The 16,347-nt window shown below is 67.1% G+C and carries 22 protein-coding genes; 5 read left to right on the forward strand and 17 right to left on the reverse strand.

Annotated elements, in window-relative coordinates; translation table 11 throughout:
• Positions 1–209: 209 nt before the first annotated feature.
• Genes ACQEVU_RS44615 through ACQEVU_RS44625 form a run of 3 tightly spaced genes read right to left on the reverse strand, consistent with a single transcriptional unit; the run spans position 210 to position 996 of the window.
• On the reverse strand, positions 210–431 hold the full coding sequence (locus tag ACQEVU_RS44615) for a hypothetical protein (RefSeq protein ID WP_433335458.1): 222 nt from the start codon (positions 429–431) through the stop codon (positions 210–212).
• Positions 428–826, reverse strand: coding sequence for a hypothetical protein (locus tag ACQEVU_RS44620; protein WP_433335460.1), 399 nt, complete (start codon positions 824–826; stop codon positions 428–430). Before ACQEVU_RS44620 ends, ACQEVU_RS44615 begins: the two co-directional genes overlap by 4 nt.
• 11 nt (positions 827–837) lie before the next feature.
• Complete coding sequence (locus ACQEVU_RS44625; RefSeq protein WP_433335462.1) at positions 838–996, reverse strand: hypothetical protein; 159 nt, start codon at positions 994–996, stop codon at positions 838–840.
• 118 nt (positions 997–1,114) lie between these two features.
• Between ACQEVU_RS44625 and ACQEVU_RS44630 the strand changes: the two genes are divergently transcribed.
• Together ACQEVU_RS44630 and ACQEVU_RS44635 are read left to right on the forward strand one after the other, a co-directional pair.
• Positions 1,115–1,390, forward strand: coding sequence for a hypothetical protein (locus ACQEVU_RS44630; RefSeq protein ID WP_433335464.1), 276 nt, complete (start codon positions 1,115–1,117; stop codon positions 1,388–1,390).
• Positions 1,387–1,638: a hypothetical protein gene (locus ACQEVU_RS44635; RefSeq protein ID WP_433335466.1), complete on the forward strand. Its 252-nt coding sequence runs from the start codon at positions 1,387–1,389 to the stop codon at positions 1,636–1,638. Before ACQEVU_RS44630 ends, ACQEVU_RS44635 begins: the two co-directional genes overlap by 4 nt.
• Positions 1,639–1,745: 107 nt before the next feature.
• Here ACQEVU_RS44635 and ACQEVU_RS44640 read toward each other — a convergent pair whose 3' ends face one another.
• A complete protein-coding gene (locus ACQEVU_RS44640; RefSeq protein ID WP_433335468.1) occupies positions 1,746–2,033 on the reverse strand; it encodes a hypothetical protein in 288 nt (95 codons plus the stop codon).
• A gap of 207 nt (positions 2,034–2,240) precedes the next feature.
• Between ACQEVU_RS44640 and ACQEVU_RS44645 the strand changes: the two genes are divergently transcribed.
• A complete protein-coding gene (locus ACQEVU_RS44645; protein ID WP_433335470.1) occupies positions 2,241–2,468 on the forward strand; it encodes a hypothetical protein in 228 nt (75 codons plus the stop codon).
• A gap of 57 nt (positions 2,469–2,525) precedes the next feature.
• On the opposite strand, the gene ACQEVU_RS44650 is transcribed toward ACQEVU_RS44645, so the two are convergent.
• The 5 genes from ACQEVU_RS44650 to ACQEVU_RS44670 all read right to left on the reverse strand — a co-directional run bounded on the left by ACQEVU_RS44650 (position 2,526) and on the right by ACQEVU_RS44670 (position 4,555).
• Positions 2,526–2,909 carry a type II toxin-antitoxin system death-on-curing family toxin gene (locus ACQEVU_RS44650; RefSeq protein WP_433335472.1) on the reverse strand — a complete coding sequence of 128 codons (384 nt, stop codon included), beginning with the start codon at positions 2,907–2,909 and terminating at the stop codon, positions 2,526–2,528.
• Positions 2,906–3,112 (reverse strand): Arc family DNA-binding protein, encoded by a 207-nt coding sequence (locus ACQEVU_RS44655; protein WP_433335474.1) that lies wholly within the window; start codon positions 3,110–3,112, stop codon positions 2,906–2,908. Before ACQEVU_RS44655 ends, ACQEVU_RS44650 begins: the two co-directional genes overlap by 4 nt.
• Positions 3,113–3,503: 391 nt before the next feature.
• Positions 3,504–3,950 (reverse strand): hypothetical protein, encoded by a 447-nt coding sequence (locus tag ACQEVU_RS44660; protein ID WP_433335476.1) that lies wholly within the window; start codon positions 3,948–3,950, stop codon positions 3,504–3,506.
• 91 nt (positions 3,951–4,041) lie between these two features.
• On the reverse strand, positions 4,042–4,353 hold the full coding sequence (locus tag ACQEVU_RS44665) for a hypothetical protein (protein WP_433335478.1): 312 nt from the start codon (positions 4,351–4,353) through the stop codon (positions 4,042–4,044).
• 67 nt (positions 4,354–4,420) lie between these two features.
• Entirely contained in the window at positions 4,421–4,555 is a 135-nt protein-coding gene (locus ACQEVU_RS44670) for a hypothetical protein (protein WP_433335479.1), read from the reverse strand.
• A 101-nt stretch (positions 4,556–4,656) separates the two neighbouring features.
• Between ACQEVU_RS44670 and ACQEVU_RS44675 the strand changes: the two genes are divergently transcribed.
• Entirely contained in the window at positions 4,657–5,166 is a 510-nt protein-coding gene (locus ACQEVU_RS44675; RefSeq protein WP_433335481.1) for a hypothetical protein, read from the forward strand.
• A gap of 6 nt (positions 5,167–5,172) precedes the next feature.
• Here ACQEVU_RS44675 and ACQEVU_RS44680 read toward each other — a convergent pair whose 3' ends face one another.
• The 6 genes from ACQEVU_RS44680 to ACQEVU_RS44705 form a co-directional block, all read right to left on the reverse strand.
• Positions 5,173–5,442 carry a hypothetical protein gene (locus tag ACQEVU_RS44680; protein ID WP_433335483.1) on the reverse strand — a complete coding sequence of 90 codons (270 nt, stop codon included), beginning with the start codon at positions 5,440–5,442 and terminating at the stop codon, positions 5,173–5,175.
• A 1,208-nt stretch (positions 5,443–6,650) separates the two neighbouring features.
• Entirely contained in the window at positions 6,651–7,013 is a 363-nt protein-coding gene (locus ACQEVU_RS44685; RefSeq protein WP_433335485.1) for a hypothetical protein, read from the reverse strand.
• Between the two features lie 709 nt (positions 7,014–7,722).
• On the reverse strand, positions 7,723–8,274 hold the full coding sequence (locus ACQEVU_RS44690) for a flavoprotein (protein WP_433335487.1): 552 nt from the start codon (positions 8,272–8,274) through the stop codon (positions 7,723–7,725).
• A 5-nt stretch (positions 8,275–8,279) separates the two neighbouring features.
• On the reverse strand, positions 8,280–9,344 hold the full coding sequence (locus ACQEVU_RS44695) for a hypothetical protein (RefSeq protein WP_433335489.1): 1,065 nt from the start codon (positions 9,342–9,344) through the stop codon (positions 8,280–8,282).
• 227 nt (positions 9,345–9,571) lie between these two features.
• The gene (gene tcmP / locus ACQEVU_RS44700) at positions 9,572–10,810 is read right to left on the reverse strand and encodes a three-Cys-motif partner protein TcmP (RefSeq protein ID WP_433335491.1); all 1,239 of its coding nucleotides are present in this window, start codon (positions 10,808–10,810) and stop codon (positions 9,572–9,574) included.
• A 121-nt stretch (positions 10,811–10,931) separates the two neighbouring features.
• Positions 10,932–11,744, reverse strand: a complete 813-nt coding sequence (locus tag ACQEVU_RS44705) for a DUF5131 family protein (protein WP_433335493.1) — start codon at positions 11,742–11,744, stop codon at positions 10,932–10,934.
• 251 nt (positions 11,745–11,995) lie between these two features.
• Here ACQEVU_RS44705 and ACQEVU_RS44710 point away from each other — a divergent pair, with 251 nt between their 5' ends.
• Positions 11,996–13,393, forward strand: a complete 1,398-nt coding sequence (locus ACQEVU_RS44710; RefSeq protein WP_433332151.1) for an IS1380 family transposase — start codon at positions 11,996–11,998, stop codon at positions 13,391–13,393.
• A gap of 1,190 nt (positions 13,394–14,583) precedes the next feature.
• Here the strand turns inward: ACQEVU_RS44710 and ACQEVU_RS44715 are convergent.
• Positions 14,584–15,384: a DUF6193 family natural product biosynthesis protein gene (locus ACQEVU_RS44715; protein WP_433335495.1), complete on the reverse strand. Its 801-nt coding sequence runs from the start codon at positions 15,382–15,384 to the stop codon at positions 14,584–14,586.
• A 136-nt stretch (positions 15,385–15,520) separates the two neighbouring features.
• Complete coding sequence (locus ACQEVU_RS44720) at positions 15,521–16,216, reverse strand: GntR family transcriptional regulator (RefSeq protein WP_433335497.1); 696 nt, start codon at positions 16,214–16,216, stop codon at positions 15,521–15,523.
• Between the last annotated feature and the right edge of the window lie 131 nt (positions 16,217–16,347).

Here is a 16,347-nt window from a genome sequence, read left to right on the forward strand (position 1 = left end):
TCGGCGGCAAGCTCGGCAGTCGTCGCCGGCGACGACTGCCGCGATCTGGATGGCCTGCCGAATCTGCTCGGGGGTCATCCGTACAGCGCGGCCGGCGCGCACGTGAGGTAGCTCCCGGGTCTTGCAGCCACGGAGGAGCCAGCCCAGCGGAGGACCGCTCTCGGCGGCGGCATCCTGCAGCGTGAGGACGCGCGGGACGTCGTTAGTGGTCACCGCTGCTTGCTTCGCTGGCTGCGCTCGTCCGGGTAGGCCATCACTCGCAGTGCCGCGCCCTGTTCAGCGGTCAACGGCGGGGCGGCGGCCACAACGACACGGATGTACTCCTCGATGCCTGGTGCGAGCAGGCGCCGGGACGGCTTGGCGCCAATGCTGCGCTTCTCCCCCGCAACTGCTCCAATTTCCGGCTCAGGCAAAATTGCATCCACGGTCACGGCAGCTCGCTCCGCCGTCGGCGACCGCTGCGAGTCCGCGCCCTCCTGCGCGCCTCGATCTCCTCGTCGGCCGACGTCACCTCCGCCGGCTGAACGGTGAACTTCGCGATGAGAGCGTCGAGCTGCTCCTGGGTGAGCAGGCGGCTCTTGCCGAAGCTGACGAATGCGAACTCAAGTCTGCGGCCCCGGTCCTCGATGACCCGTAGACCAACGCCCATCAGCTCGGCCACTTCCTGGAATGTGTAGAGCCAGGGATCGCGCCGGGCGTTGGCGAGGTCCAGGAGGCGCGCGATGCCGTCGACGAGCTGCTGGCCGCAGGTGCAAGCCGGTGGGGGACTCGATGTGGAGGCGTCGGGGTCGTCTCGAGGCTCGGGTAGGTGGGCGTCGAGCGTCACGTCACGCTGCCTCATCGCTCATTCGCCCAGCCGTCCATGCCACTTGCCCGCCGGGCGGCGATGCTGGCGCGGACGTTGTCGATCGCGGCGGTGAGGGCGCGGGAGGCGGCCCGGCCGGCGGGGCTGTCCGGGTCGAGGGGCTCGACTTGTCGGCGCGATTTGTTCGTCACGTCCGTTTATCGCAGTTTTCTTCGCGCCGGTTGCGTGCTATTCGCGCTCGCCCGAACGTCCGAACGCCGCAGTGGGATGCCGGTCACGGGGCGGCCTGTAACGCCGTAGCCTCACCTCATGGACGAGCAGCACCTGCCCGCCGTGCCGCCCGCGTCTCGGAAGCGTTTCGCCGAGATCCAAGCCCAGGTGGACGCACGGACCGCCGCGGAGGCGGCCGACCCGTCGCTGTTCTGGCGCCGGATGGGCGTGCAGGCCGCCCGGGATGCGGCCCTGGCGGAGCGCCTGGTGCCGGTTGAGGGTGTGGCCGCGTTCCGGCAGGCGTTCGATGAAGCGCTTCCTAGTCTGCGTGAAAGCGATCTACTGGGCCGGGACGGCGGTACGGTGCGGTCATGACCACGCGCAGTTTCCGCGAGCTCGCTGAGATGGAGCAGCTCGTCGAGGATGCGGCCCCCGGTGGTTGGCAGTTCACGCCGGTCGCCGGCCCGGTGTCTGAGATTCCTCCGCCGGATGCGCCGCATGTGGTGATCCGGGCTGTTGCGGTGCCGTTCGTCGTCGATGAGCGGGCCCGGCAGGTGGCGGCAGAGCGTGGTGTGGATGTTGAGGTCGTGCTCGCCGAGTGGGTGGCGGCCAGCGAACAGTAGAGCCGGAACGCTCTGGCCTCTCCCGATCTACACGCCATCGCCGACACACGGATCGGCTACTTCTTGCGACCGCCGCGACCAGGTGACCAAGCCGCAGGAGGGACGCTCTACCCGGCAGCCGTGCCTGGCTGCGCGCCGCGCCGCTTGGCGCTGACCAGCATGGCCACACCCGCGACGATGAACGCCGCACCGCAGCACAAGCCGCTACCCGCGACGGCAAGGTTGCCGTACCGCAGGTCGGCGAGCGCGTCAGCACCCTCGACGTCGAAGAAGCCCTGCGTGGTGTAGTAGGCGATTCCGTATCCGACGCCGCAGAGGATTGGCAGCACACCGAAGACGATCAGGATGATGCCGCCGACTCGGAGGCCAGTCGACGGGTGGGCAGGCTGGGTCATGGCATCTCCTTGTGTCGGGCGGATCCCCGATCCTGCCGACGGTGTGGTGTGCGGACAACGGGATGTCCGGCAGTCCCGGATGGCTGACGGTTGTTCGACGTTGGCCGATACGGCGACCTGTTCCGCGTCGAGGCGGACCCGCGAATCCCATCGCTGTAGTTCGCTCGCACCACTTGACCTGCGGAAACGCCGAGCGATCATGGTCGGGTGGGTGTGGTGTTGCACGCGGGCGGCTGGCGGGTCGAGGAGACCGTCGGCGACTTCGACGACACCGGCTCGAGGACCTGGTTCGAGGCGGTCGAGCCGTCCGGGGAACGCCACTTCGTCACGATCGCGCAGCTGCAGCGGCTGCTTCGCAGGCACGGGCTGGACGTCGCCGACCTGCGGATGGTGCCCCCGGACCGGCTCAGCGAGTTCGACGACGGCTGCGAATAGCGGGCAAAAGCAAACGCCCGAGGGGTCACCTCGGGCGCGCTCGAAACCCTGCCCGGCCTAGATGACGCCGAGACGGCGCAGTTGCGCCGCGATGTCGTCGACCTCGACGAGCTCACCCCGGGCGACGGCCAGCATCATCGCCTCAGCATCGTCGACATCCACGTCGGGAATACCGCCACCGGTGTTCAGGACGATGAACGTGATCGTCGCAGCCCACGCCAGCCGCTTGTTGCCGTCGATGAGCGCATGGTTGGCGCACAGCGAGTGCAGCAACGCGGCGGCCTTCCCGGCAAGGTCCGGGTATGCCTCCTGGCCGAAGACGTTCGTCTGCGGCCTGGCCGCTGCCGAGGACAGCAGGCCGTAGTCGCGGACTTTCGCCGGGCTGCCGATGGCGGCTGCGGCGATGTCGAGGAGGTCATCGACGTCGAGGTAGATCGTCACTTGGCCAGCCGGTCGAGCAGTTCGCGATGTTTGGCGGCGACTTCGGCGGCGATGAGGCGTACCGAGGCCCGCTTGTCGTGGTTCTGGACGTATTCGGCGACGGCGCAGACGATGGTGGCGTTGGCGGAGCGGTGCTCGGCGGCGGCTACCTGCTTGAGGCTGTCGTGCAGCTCGTCGGGCAGGGTCACGGTCGTGGTGGTCATAGGACAATAGTAGGACTTTCCTACTGTACCGTCTAGCCGATCGGCGCCGCCCCCGCTGCCAATCTGCTGCCAGCTGCACCTTGCCGAGTTCGAGCAGGCCGAAGGTGGCATCGCCCTGGACTTCGCAACGAACGCGCCAAAGCTCGCCTACCGGACCGTCGAGGTCGACGGGTGGACGTGGCCGGATGTACGGGCGGTCGAACGCGAGCGGGTCCGGTAGCCGGAATCGCTCCCCCGTTCGCCGCCGGGACGTGCACCATCCGCAGACCTACCGCCATTCCACGACAGGGATCGCCAGCAGTCGATAGACATGGACGGTCGGCGCGGCGGCACGACCCAACCGGGGTCCGCCCTTCCGCAGCACGGCAACCGCCGCGCCAGCCCTATCGGCCTACGCGGACACGACCGAGGTGACGGTCGCCGTCAGCTTCGCCGACTTGTCCTTGACCTGGACGAACTCTTCGTCGGCGCGGCTGTACTGGTCGCCGGTCATCGTCACGGCGTTGCTGTACGGGTCTTCGGTCCCGTTCACCGTATACACGATCTTGTAGGTTTTCGCCGGGTCAAAGTCGTGGCCACCAACGTTCTTCAACTCGACCGAGAACGTCACGTTGCAGCCAGCACTACCGAAGCACTTCCTGCCCAACTCGTTGACGGTGACCTCGAAATCGGCGGGTACAGGCGTCGTGTACACCTTCGCCGGCGGCGACCACGGCTTCGCCGAGTACGTCGCCGCCGCAGCTGCCGCAGAATCGACGGGAGCCGGGTCGCTGTGCGACGAACAGCCGGCAAGGAAGAGCAGGGCGACGGCCGCGGAGGCGGGGTGACGGGGGCGCATCCGAGCATCCTGACGGAGGTCGAGCCGGAACCGGTCAGCCGCTGGGACGGTTCACCCGGGCCGGGGCGGCCGATCGGTCGGGCATAGCGAGTTAGACCTGCCGGTGGATCTGCACGTACGGATCACCCGGCATGATCACCGTGCCGGTCAACCCGAGCGTCCCGGTCGCGCGCATCTCCATGCCCCCGGTCGGCGCCGGGCTCGAGTTCCGGTTCAGGTCGACCGGCTCCACGGCGGGCTCAACCTCCGCCCGATCCCAGTCGGCCGCGTACGGCTCGGCCGGCTTCGGTAGGTGCGCGAGGAGCGGATCCCCGGCCTCGCCGCTGAACAGCTGCATCCCGAGCATGAGTGCGAACACCAGGTTCGCGCCCTGGCTCTTCAGCTTCCGCCGCCAAAGTTTCACCGGCCCATTGTCCCGCCCGGCGGCAACCGACAGCGGGAGCGCCTCTGCCATAGCGCTCGCGAGCCGCTTACGATCGCCCCGCCCGCCGCTCGATGGGCTTCTCCCCGCGGGCCATCTGCTCGCGCACTGCCTTGTTGTTGGCGTTCGCCGCCCGCTGCAGGTTCTCGAGTGCCTGCCGATCCTCGGCGGTCTCCTCAGGCACGTCCCGCCACCCTCAAGTGAACGAATCGTATTCACCCTATTGCCCCCTGCAGTGGCCCAGTAAGATATGCACGACCATCTATAGTCGAAGGGTGGCACGCCATGCGCCAGGGACTGGACGGTACACGCTGCGATCCGACCCATCCGTTCCCCGCGCCGAGCGCTATGGACTGGATCGACTCCAGAGAGTACGGAGCACGCGAACGGCGGCCAGGCAGCAACGGCATGCTCGATGTCGACACCACGCCCACGTGGCGCATGATGGCCGCCAACATCTGGGAAGCACCATGCCTCGATGCCCATCGAGCCGAGGTCGCAAGCGATCCCTATCTGACGACGCATCTCATCGCGGCCAGTGTGATCGTCGGCCTCCCCCGCCAGCCGATGATCTACGCCCTCGCACTCGAGCAGGTCGGCGCCGCCCCAGCGATCAACGCGCTCCAGGCCGAGGGACTGGAAGCTGCATGCGCCGTCGTGCAGGGCATGGGCCTGGTGGACCGGACGCGCACCGTCGCTGAATGCGCGGCGTTGGTCCTACACGGTTGGGTAACCCTGCGACTCGACATCCACGACGGCATCCTCGTCGGACGCAAAATCGCCCGCGGCAATTAGCCGGCGCTACCGCTCGGCGTCGGGCACCTCATCGACGGAGGCCGCGAACACGAACGCGGACCTGACCTCACCCTCTCGGCACACGGACAGGTCGAACTGGTTGACCATCTTCGCCGGGTCGAAGCCGGCCCGCTCGATCGCCGCCACCATCCAGTTGAGCAGGATGCGGTCGGTGCGTCGCGCCTCGTCGAGGTCGAGGGCCCGGGTGAACGAGTCCACCTCGCGCACCCGCTTGCCGTTCAGGCGCAGCGTGAAGGTGAAGCGTTCAGCGGCCATCAGTGCCCCCTGTCGCGGTCGGGTCGCGTCGCAGCAGACCGTACCGCCGACGCTGCCTGCCGTCACTGATAACGGCTTGGCGGGTGCCCGCGTAAGCAAATGGTCCCACTAGCCGCCGACCACACGCAGAGTGAGAATGGACCTCGGTAGCTACCAGGGCGGCGACCCGCGTCCGACGTCGGCCGCGTCGGTTTGCCGCCCTGTCACAGCTTTCGGAGGCGCTGTCACAGGTGCCGACCTGTGACAGACGGCTAGGCTGTGACGGCAAAAATGGCCCTTGACCTGCGAATGTCACACGTATCACAGGTGTCACAGGTTCCTGACACCTAAGAGCCCCTACAAGGGGAGAAACTAAATATCTCGCGGGCCGACCGACAACTACAGAAGGTAGCGTGCAGCCAGCGCACTGCTGGCGCTCATGAGATCTCCGCCCGCCCTCCAGACCGGCCCGGGAGGCACATCACGTCTCACGGACGTGTCACTGTATTCGACGCACCGGACGCACGGAGCGCACAAACGTCACATATCGGGTAGGGCCAAATGCCGCCTGACCTGCACTCGACGCACCGGAAGTACCTCCGCGCACGTCACCCTTGCGACTTCCAAACTGACGGTGGGAGTTCGATTCTCCTCGCCCGCTCTGGACTTTCTAGTCGCTACCGCTCCGTTGGGGGAGCAAGCTCCACCCAAACCCCCTCAAAAGCAGCGGCGGCGCGCCCGGCGACGGACGAGTTCTCTGTCTTCAACTGGCGGCGGGTGTACGTGCAGAGCCTCACGCCTGCCGCTTGTTCACGGTTGGCTCGAAACGCCCAGGAACTCACACCCTCAGCGCGACGCTCCTCACCCCATGACCCCATCCGCGCGTGCAGCGGAACGTACGAAACCGCCCAAGCGCGCCAGATCTGGACAATGGGTCCCAATTGCGGCGTGATAGTGCCTCGACCACCTGCGCCTTGGCGCTCGTCTAGTCGAACCATCCGGTTCCGCCGGCTGGTGGCAGCGAGAGCCATTCGGGTCGCGATGCGCCGGGCTGTCGACGCGGGAGCCGACCATGGGTGGCGAGCGTCCGGAGTGCCGCGCACCGCTCGGCGCATGGGTCCTCGACGCCGCACGTGGTGCACAGGCTCCTGTTGAGCGTCAACGCGTGGCGGTTCAGCTGCTCCTGCGCGGCGTTGATCTGTCGCGCACGTTAGAGGAGACGTAGACCGTCATGGCGCGCCGCCGGCCACGAGGGTGCGGAAGCCGTCGCAGCGGTACAGGCGGGGTGGGACGCCGGGCAAGGCCACGTGCCGATCGCTGCCGCAGACGCCGCAGACAAGGTTGCGATGGGTCCAGACCGTGAACTGCCGATATAGCTTGTGCCCGGAGTGCTCGCCGACCTCGGTGTCAGCGACCCTCAGCTTTCCGACGGTCGCGATGCGGACCAGGTCGTACGCGTCACGTATCCGGTGGCGGATGAGCAGTCGGGCGGTCAGGTAGGGCCACGGTCGGCGGCACTCGATGCAGGTCCAGCCCGAACGACGGACCCGGTGGCCCTCGGCGTCGCGGTAGAACCGCTCCGTGCAGAGCACCGGTTCGTCAATCGTTCGCCTCCTTCCGTCGCGACCGGCCACAGCCCATCGGGTTCGACGAGGACGGAGTTCTCACCGGTCGGCCGGTACTCCGGATCGAGCTCGGCGCCGACCAGCCGCAGCCGGTCACCGAGGGCCGGGTCGGTGTCGACGGCGCGAATCCTGATCCGGGCGGCGCGGCCCTCGAGCGACGGCCGTATCCAGGCCGATACGACGTGACCGGGTTCCGGGACGTACATCACCGGCGTCCCGGCCGGATGGAACGACACCGAGGCGGGCAGGTTCGCAGCCGTCCTCTAGTAGACGAGGTTCTACACCCGCCCCGGTGCCAGCTCAGGAGGTGACGGCGTCCAGATCGGCGGAGGGATCACCGCAGACCCGGCACGCTCGCCGGCTACGCCCGCGCTCCACGCTCCCCGCCGGTGGCGAGGGAGAGCCTGGACGTGACGTACACCCAACCGAAGCCGGCGCACGCACCGCACCGGCCCGGACTGATCGACGCTCTCGGCGCTCCCCATGGGTCGCCGCCCTTCTCACGATCGTGTCCCTGCGCGCTGGGCGAACGACCCGCCGCGTGAGGTGCCGCGGATCGAGGGATGCGCAAGGCTCGCTGCTACGAGAGAGCGTGAGGCCAAACGGAGCGATATCCCCGCACCACGAAACAACCCGCACTTTTGTGCGGGTTAGGGACCGAAATGCGCAGCCGTGCTCAGCCGGCGGTAAGTGCGTTGAGCTGGGCGACGAGCCAGGCGGGGTCGAACCGCTCCATGACTTCTGGGCCGGTACCGGACTTGGTCGGCGCCTCGCCGAGCTGCCCGGTGTGGATGTCGACCAGGCGCACGCCGGCCGCGCGCAAGACGGTCAGGCTGGACGGCCACGCCGGGTGGCCCCAGAGCTTGTCGTTCACCATCGGCACCACGAGCGTCGGGAGCTGCATCCCGATCGCCTCGCAGATCTGCCCGAGCGCATACGTGTCCATCGCGCCAGCCGCGGCCTTGTTGACCGTGTTGAACGACGCGGGACACACGACGAGCGCCGCGGGCGGATCGGCGCGACGCTTCAACGTCGGCGCCCGGTAGTCGAACTGCGGCGGCATTCCTGTCAGTCGAGCCACGGCGTCGACGTCCAGCCACTCCCGCGCCGCGGGCGTGCCGACCACTCGCGGCTGCCACCCGCTCGCCTGAAGCGCGGTCACAAGATCGGCGGCGCGGAGGGTCAGCGGAGCACCGCACACCACCAGCGTCACCGAGCGTTCAGCCACGGCTCTTAGTCCAGCACACCAGCGCGGACCGCCAACCGGTGCAGTGCACTGGTCTTCGACCGCTTCTGGCGGGCCAGCATCTCCCGCACCAGTTCCCGAGCCATTACGTTGTAGCGCACCATCTCTGGCGCGACTCGTTCGGCTTCCATCAGGTGCAGCAGCGCATCGGCGTCCCGCTTGCGTTGCACCTGCGCCCAAGCCAGGTCAAGGTGCACCTGCGCCCGCCGGCTGTTCAGCCCCACCGGCAACCGATCCGGGTCTACGGCGTCCGCCGCCCGCAGCGCCTCAGCCGGGTCGCCGAGCTCGGCCGCAACGGACCCTCGGTGAATCGCCACGTTCGTCGGCCCGAAAGCCGTCCACGCGAAGTTGCCATCCTGCCCGAGCATCGTCGCCAGGCCGTCAGCCTGATTCAGCCGCCGCCAGGCCTCGGCCCGATCGGTACGTCGCCCGGCGATGACGGCGCTGATCAGCCACAGCGCGCCAGCCACCGAGATGATTGAGGGCACATCCGGCCGGGCCTCACGCTGCACGACCTCTGCCATGTGGACTGCCAGCCGTTCGCCGTCCTCAGCGCGGTCTGCCCGTAGCAGTGCACACACGACCTGATAGGCAGCCATTCCACGCGCCCCAACGGAGTCCGCATCGACGGCAGCAGAGGCCGCCCGGTCCGCCGACAAGAGCGCCAGATCGGCTGCACCCATCTTGGTAAGCAGTTTGGCAGCCATCGCGTAGGCGTTCACGTAGCCGGCCAACGCCTCACGCTGGCCGCCACCGGCCCCAAACGAGCGCAGCGGATCGGCTGACGACAGCAGCGCTGGCAAGTTCTCGACGACACGCTCGTATTCAGCGGCCTGATACGCCCGGTGCGCGCCATCAACGCGACGCCGCACGTCGGCGACGTCGACCTGGTCGCCAGCTTCGACGCCGAGCAGATTGTCGTAGCGGGCAAAGAACTGCCGCACACCATCGAGGCCGCCAACGACCGGATTCCCGCTGGGCGCGTACTGCCAAGGCTGCCCCGTCAGCGCCTCAACCTCAACGTGTAGCACCTTCGCCAGGTCTAGCAACACCGAGAGCCGATCGACAGAGCGGACACCTCGCTCAACCTGGGAAAGCCACGACTCAGACCGACCAGCCCCGCCAGCGTTGCCTGACTAAGCCCGCGGCGACGCCGATACGCCCCGATCCGCTCGCCAACCGAACCCATCGTCATCCTTCAAGCTTCCCAGACAGCGCGCTTCAGCGTTAGACCACCTGATCGCGAGATTCTTTCCACATGGCCCCAGATTAGATATCGTTAGGACGGTGGCGTGATCCTGAGCGTCTCAACATCGCCCACCCCATTGCACCCCGTCTTCCGCTCCGAATACAGCTCTTTGACAGCGCTCTTGATATGTGTCTTCCGCGCCCCGTCAATCGCACTGCCCAATACAGCCGTATGGTGATCCTTTATAACGAACGCCCCTCTGGTGGCAAGAAGATTAAGAATGTTGCCCTTAATCTCGTCAATCCACCGCCGCTTTCGCGCCGCCTCTTCCGCCTCGAAGGTGTCTGGAATATCGAAAAGCGCATTCTCGTCTTTAGGCGGGGGCGGGGGAGCACAGAATGCCCGCCACTTTTCTTGAGCTAGGGAGTTGGCCTCGCCGAAAAGCCAGATACCGTCAGAGTGCCTCGTGAAGAAAACCAGATGGTAGACCGGCTGATGGTGAGAACGATTACGCACCGCCACTACCCAAGCCCGAGCATTCGTTGCGGCACAGACACGCCGTGCGAACCCAAAGGAAATCCGTTGCACTGCTTCAGCGTTGTCGCTCGAAGCAACAAACTCCTGCCTCCACCACGTACCACCGCACGCAAGGTCAAGCGCGTTGAGGGTGGCATCGCGGTTCGCGACAGGCTTTGTCGTCGTTAGCAGGCCTCCTATTCGCCGAACGGCATTTGCCGAGAAATTCAACAAGACCTCGGTTGCTATCCATCCTTGGGAGTTCTGCGGACGATCAGGGCCGAAAATCTTGCCAACCAGATCGTCGAATGGGATTCCAAGGCCAAATGGATCCAGAAATGCCAGAAGGGGCACGCCCCGCGCTCGCTCAAGCACGTAGTCCAGGTGGTTTTGAACGCGACCATAACGAGCTTCTGCGTTGATCCCCCGCGCCTGCGCCGCCTTGACAACCGTCCCCAGCCGCTCGAAGTCTTTTCGACTTCTTTCGACGAAGACACACTCAAGTTTGCGGAACTGCGAAACGGTTGCCGCTGACTCCAGAACGAGTGACGGAGAGGCGTGCGTACCATCGGCGTACGTCCCAGGCCCAGCGTAGCCATCCAGGTAGACGACGCGTGCGTCTGGGCTCGTCGAGCCAACCTTGCTGACGAATGGCACGACATACTGGCGAAGTATTTCATGTTTCAGCACCGCCGCAGCCTTCTTGCTTACAAAAAACGGGCTCGCAGAATCCGTTTCTTGCTCGCCGGCAGATTCGCCGCCGAAACTGAGACCGAGATCCGCACCTTGCGCCCCGTCTAGATCGTCGACCACCGTTATGCCCCCAAATCAGGTCGAGTTCGCGGCTCGACTTTCAGCAGGCAACGACTTTAGTCCACTCGTGACAGTGAGTGCAAGAACGATTACGGTCAATAATTCGGGCAAACCGGAATTTCTACATAGAAGCGACCAACAAACGGTCTGAACGTCTAGGCGATTCCGGCATCTCATCCCATAGCCGCCCGTCAAGCGTCCGGCCCCCAGCCTTAGGCGTCGCACCGCCCCATTGTTTGAAAAAGAACGGAACTCGTTGTGCAACAGAGTCATCTCGGAGCTGGCGGATCCACTCTGGATCGACTGGCCGAGCCCTTGGGCCTGACTCTCCGCCCGCGATAACCCAATCTATGCCTTCAAGGTTGATATCCCGAAGTGGACCGAGGAGAGGCTCGGCGGAAATAAACCGGACCGCAGCCGGCACCAGAGTCAGGTGTCGGACTCGCGCAAGCTGACCTTCGTCTTCGACGCTTACTCCTATCCAGACATTCGACGGCCACGCAACCTTCGATCCGATCGCCGCGAGACGCTTGGCACGTTTGGTCAATATCTGATAAGTGTGCTGCGGCGTTGCCGCCATGACATCGAAGACCTGCTTGACAAAGGAAACAGGAACACGCGCATGAAAGAGATCGCTCATTGAGTTCACGAACACAACCCTCGGCTCTCTCCAACGTTGCGGAATGGACAGCGCGTCGGGATGTAACGCGACACCGAAGCCAGGACCAGAAGTCCTTTCGTCGCCGTCGGTCTGGTACTTAGGCGACCCCATCGCCTTAAGCCGTTTCGCGAGGGTTAGGGCATAGCAGTTGTCACATCCGGCCGATATTCGGTCACACCCAGTTGTAGGGTTCCACGTCGCCTCGGTCCATTCGATGCTGCTGCGGTCAGCCATACCATCCCTCCTGGTCGTCTCGATCAGTATGTCGAACATGTGTACTCATTGGAAGGCCATGAACACGAAGAGTTCAGATCTCCGTACTGTATGACCCCGCCTGCGCAGTCAACGATCGGACACTGGTAGGAGGCGCCGCGAAATACTGCACCTCATTCGTCCCGCTAGCCTCGCGCCTTCATTAAGGGGTGCCGCGAGATGGTGAGGGGGAACGCGAAAGTGCCCTCTGATCTGGGAAGATAGGACTTGTCTAGGGTCTATCCAATCCCGCTGCAGGGGGCACTGTCAGGGTGAAGGTTACCGGGTTACGTCCGAAGATCGTGGTCAGTGCCGACGGTCGGGGTGTTGTCGGGCATGCCGGGGCCCGGTTGCTGGCCGACCTGGCCGACGCGACCGGGTTGGCCGCCGGGTTCAGTGATGCGCTTGCCTCGTTGCGGGTGCGGGAGTCCGGGCATGACCCGGGTCGGGTCGCGGTCGACCTCGCGGTGCTCCTTGCCGACGGCGGCGCGACGATCGCCGATCTTGCGGTGCTGCGCAACGAGCCCGCGCTGTTCGGGGCCGTGGCGTCGGATCCGACCGCGTGGCGGGTGCTGTCCGATGTGGACGAGGCGGCGTTGGCCCGGCTGCGCGACGCCCGGGCCCGGGCGCGGGAACTGGCCTGGGCGCAGGCATCCGAGACCCGCACGGGGCTACCGGCCTCCACGGCTGCGGGACAGCCGGTGCGCGGTCTGATCCTCGACGTGGACGCCACGATCGTGATCTGCCACTCGGAGAAGGAATCCGCGACCCGGACGTGGAAGAAGACGTTCGGGTTCCATCCCTTGCTCTGCTTCCTGGACGGGACCCGGGAGGCGCTGTCGGGCCTGTTACGGGAAGGCCGGGCCGGGTCGAACACCACCGCCGATCACATCATCGTTGTGGACCGGGCCCTGCAGCAGATCCCGGACGCGCACCGGCACGGCACCCCGATCCTGATCCGGTCGGACTCAGCCGGCTGCACCCAGGGGTTCCTGACCCACATCCGCGCCCTGCGCGAGCACGGGATCGACACCCGGTTCTCCGTTGGCGTGGCGATCACCGAACCGATCCGGGCCGCGATCCGCCAGGCAACCGGCTGGGTCCCCGCGATCGACACCGACGGCGACCTGCGTGAAGGCGCCGAGATCTGCGAGCTCACCGGCCTGGTCCCCGCCGATGGCTACCCGGCCGGGACCCGGTTCATCGTGCGCCGGGAACGGCCGCACCCCGGCGCCCAACTGTCGCTGTTCGACACCATCGAAGGCCTCCGCCACCAGGTCATGGCCACCGACACCCCCGCCGGCGACGGCAGCATCCAGTTCCTCGAAGCCCGCCACCGCGCCCACGCCCGCGTCGAGGACCGGATCCGCACCGGCAAGGACACCGGCTTCGGCCGGTTCCCGTCCCGCGTCTTCGCGATCAACCAGGTCTGGCTCGAACTCGCCCTCACCGGCATCGACCTGCTCGCCTGGACCCAGCACCTCCTCCTGGACGGCGAACTCGCCACCGCGGAACCCAAGAAACTGCGCTACCGGCTCCTGCACACCGCCGCCCGGCTCACCCGCACCGCCCGGCAGACCCGACTCCGGATCGCCGAAACCTGGCCCTGGGCAACAGATCTGGCCACCGCGTTCACCCGTCTCACCGCGCTACCCCGCCCGATCGGCTGACACCGGCACCACAACCCGCCCACACCGCACGGAGGAACCCGGCCTACGCGCCGGGCCACCAGCACGCCCATCCCCCCGACCGGCCCGCACAACGATCAACAAACGCCCTCAACCACCATGATCGACTGGTGGCGAAAGACCGAGGCTAGGCCGACGGCATGCTTGACCGCCAAACGTTGACCACCCAGGGCCTATCGCCCTGCTCTGCCGAATTTGCCCGTAGTGAATCAAGGCGACGCGCTGCGCGCGTCGCGCGCTGGCTCAGGCTGTGCGAAGCCTGTGCGGTTGAGGGCTTGAGATTTGAGCTGCCGCAACTCTCGCGGTGGTCCGGACCGTATGCTCCCGCGGCCTCGCCGTCCGCGGGTAGTTGCGGTCTGCCTCCGGCGGGTCTCCGACGGGGCCTCTGGCTCCGGGGAGGTCGCTTCGCTCCCACCGTCGTCCAGGGCGAGCCCAGCAGCCCGACGCCGAGCGCGCCAGGCCGAGCCGCTTCGCGGTCGCCTAGCGGCGAGCCTGGCCCGCCCGACGCCGGCCCGCTCCCCAGAGGGTGGGACGGCATACGGGAGCGACGCTTGGCCCGCTACGGCCATTCTGGGGGCGGGAATGACGGCCCTGGATCGGACGCCGCTCGCGCTCGGCCTGCTGGGGCGGCGCAAGCGCCGGCATCGGCCGGCGCGGCGGCTCGCTCAGGAGGCTCCTGGACCCAAGATCGAACGTGCCAGATCTGTGCCAGTAACACCGTCCGCCAGGGGTCACGAACGGGCACAAGCGGGCGCGGAGAACCGTCACCCCACCGGGCAAATCTGGTCAGAACGTCCGGGCCGGGGCGATCTTCCAAACTGACGGTGGGAGTTCGATTCTCCTCGCCCGCTCTGTACTTTCTAGTCGCTACCGCTCCGTTGGGGGAGCAAGCTCCACCCAAACCCCCTCAAAAGCAGCGGCGGCGTGCCCGGCGACGGATGAGTTCTCTGCCTTCAACTGGCCGCGGGTGTACGTGCAGAGCCTCGCGCCTGCCGCTTGTTCACGGTTGGCTCGAAACGCCCAGGAACTCACACCCGGCGCAAGACTCCTCACCCCATCGGCGTTTACGTAGCAGGACGGACGAAACGCCCAAACACACCGGATCAGGACGCCGGGCCCCAACCGCGGCGTGGTAGCGCCTCGGCCATCCGGCCCTTGGCGCTGGTGGCGGCCTACGTGTGGTGCTCTCGGTCCAGCACGGTGAGCACCAGCGCGACGCTGTCCTGCACCCCGGCCGGCCCCAGCGCCTCGGGGATCGACTCGCCCTCCCACATTGTCCTGCGGACATCCGCCGGGTACAGCTGGCGGAGGTCCGGCCCCGCGATCAGGTACTGGCCGGCGCCGAACGGGCGGACCCACGCCAGGGCTCGGCTTGCCGGATCGGAGGCCGATCGGCGGAAGCCGAGATGGCAGTGGCTGGTGAACGGGAACAGCGCGCGCAGCCGCGGCTCGACGGCGGCCGCCACGAAGAAGTCGTGCAGTTCGAACGTGTGGGAGGCCGGGGTCAGGTCGAGGTACTGCCGCCACCGGTAGGCGATCGCATCCTCCGATTCGCGGCGCAGCTCGAACTCCTCGGCTTCGCCGCGTTCGAACGCCTCGGCGAACCCGCCGTAGCGGACGAACGGCCAGGCCGCGCGGAGTTGCCGGACACCCGCGCCCGACAGGAAGGTCGCGACCGCTGCGGCGGCGTCGTCCAGTTCGCCGGCCTTGCCCAGGGCCATGCGCACGTCCCGCATCCAGAACGACACGAGGAAGATCCGCCGGTTCGGCGCCAGGAGGACGTCCGCGCGCCGGTCCGCGGCGCGCACCTCGGCACCGATCCGAAGCCGGCCCGGCGAGGACACGTGCAGCGCGCGCAGCGCCACGCCCGCGACGTCGAACTCGTGCTGCAGGGCCGCACGGAGGTCACCGGCCGCGGCGACATCGGGGTAGTGCGACGGATCGGGTCCGGCCGGACCACTCGAGTCGGGCATAGTCCCATCATGGCGTGGACGGGGCGAGCGCCTGCCGTGCCACGTTGCGTCGACCGACGAGATGCTGTTGTTCGTCATGCCGACCGCCATCGGCGGCCGACCTGACTCCGCCCCCACACGGCATGGTCGCCGGCTGTCACAGGTCGTAGATCGCCAGCGTCTCCGGGCTGTCGCGGGTGAGTACGGCGTCCACGACCAGGAACGGTGAGCTGGCCGCGTCGAGCACCGTGATCAGGCACACCGCGACGCTTGGATGGCCGCGCAGCGCGAGCGTCGCCGTCTCCGCCTCGGTCGCGGTCCGGGCGCCGACCCGCTCGATGACGCGGTGCGCGGTGATGCCGTTGCGCCGCTCGATGTACGGCACCAGCCCGCCCTCGCACGAAACGGACACGGTGTCCGTCAAGAGAGCCGGCACGAAGACGGTGCTCATCCCGATCGGCTTCGCCTCGTCGGACGTGAGCAGGTACCGGCCGGCGACGAGCGTGGTCCCGGTCGGCAGGTGCAGGGCGCCGGCGATGCGCGGCGACGCGGACAGCCGGCGCACCCCGACGAGCGAGGCATGCTGGTCGGCCTGCAGGAGGTACCTGGCCCGCACGGGCAGGCCGACGAGGCTGGCGGCCGGGCGCCCGAGAATGATGCGCCCCTTGCCTTGGACGCCCCGCAGCCATCCCTGCTGCCGCAGGTACCGCAGGGCCCGGACGACGGTGGAACGGGAGGTGCCGAACTCCTGGGTCAGCTCGGCTTCACTCGGCAGGAGATCCCCGACGGCATAGAACTCGCGATCGATCCGCTTCTGGAGCGCAACAACGATCTCGGCGTACTTCGGCGACACGGCTGCGGCAACCCTCTCAGGACGGCTGCGAACCGCATGGAAAAGCCTACCGACTGCAACACCCTCCGTCGATGCCCGCGGGGCAGCACGTGTTCACGAAAGGCGATACGGTGACCCGGCTGTCACTCACG

Origin of the sequence: Dactylosporangium sp. CA-139066 (assembly GCF_050936175.1) — a bacterium.
Classification (GTDB): domain Bacteria; phylum Actinomycetota; class Actinomycetes; order Mycobacteriales; family Micromonosporaceae; genus Dactylosporangium.

What these genes read in the sequence shown, in the direction of transcription:
- ACQEVU_RS44680 (WP_433335483.1), bottom strand. Translation starts at nt 5,442, where the DNA reads ATGGCCGCTGAACGCTTCACCTTCACGCTGCGCCTGAACGGCAAGCGG.
- ACQEVU_RS44705 (WP_433335493.1), bottom strand. Translation starts at nt 11,744, where the DNA reads ATGTTCGACATACTGATCGAGACGACCAGGAGGGATGGTATGGCTGAC.
- ACQEVU_RS44635 (WP_433335466.1), top strand. Translation starts at nt 1,387, where the DNA reads ATGACCACGCGCAGTTTCCGCGAGCTCGCTGAGATGGAGCAGCTCGTC.
- ACQEVU_RS44630 (WP_433335464.1), top strand. Translation starts at nt 1,115, where the DNA reads ATGGACGAGCAGCACCTGCCCGCCGTGCCGCCCGCGTCTCGGAAGCGT.
- ACQEVU_RS44655 (WP_433335474.1), bottom strand. Translation starts at nt 3,112, where the DNA reads ATGACCACCACGACCGTGACCCTGCCCGACGAGCTGCACGACAGCCTC.
- ACQEVU_RS44640 (WP_433335468.1), bottom strand. Translation starts at nt 2,033, where the DNA reads ATGACCCAGCCTGCCCACCCGTCGACTGGCCTCCGAGTCGGCGGCATC.
- ACQEVU_RS44715 (WP_433335495.1), bottom strand. Translation starts at nt 15,384, where the DNA reads ATGCCCGACTCGAGTGGTCCGGCCGGACCCGATCCGTCGCACTACCCC.
- ACQEVU_RS44660 (WP_433335476.1), bottom strand. Translation starts at nt 3,950, where the DNA reads ATGCGCCCCCGTCACCCCGCCTCCGCGGCCGTCGCCCTGCTCTTCCTT.
- ACQEVU_RS44675 (WP_433335481.1), top strand. Translation starts at nt 4,657, where the DNA reads ATGCGCCAGGGACTGGACGGTACACGCTGCGATCCGACCCATCCGTTC.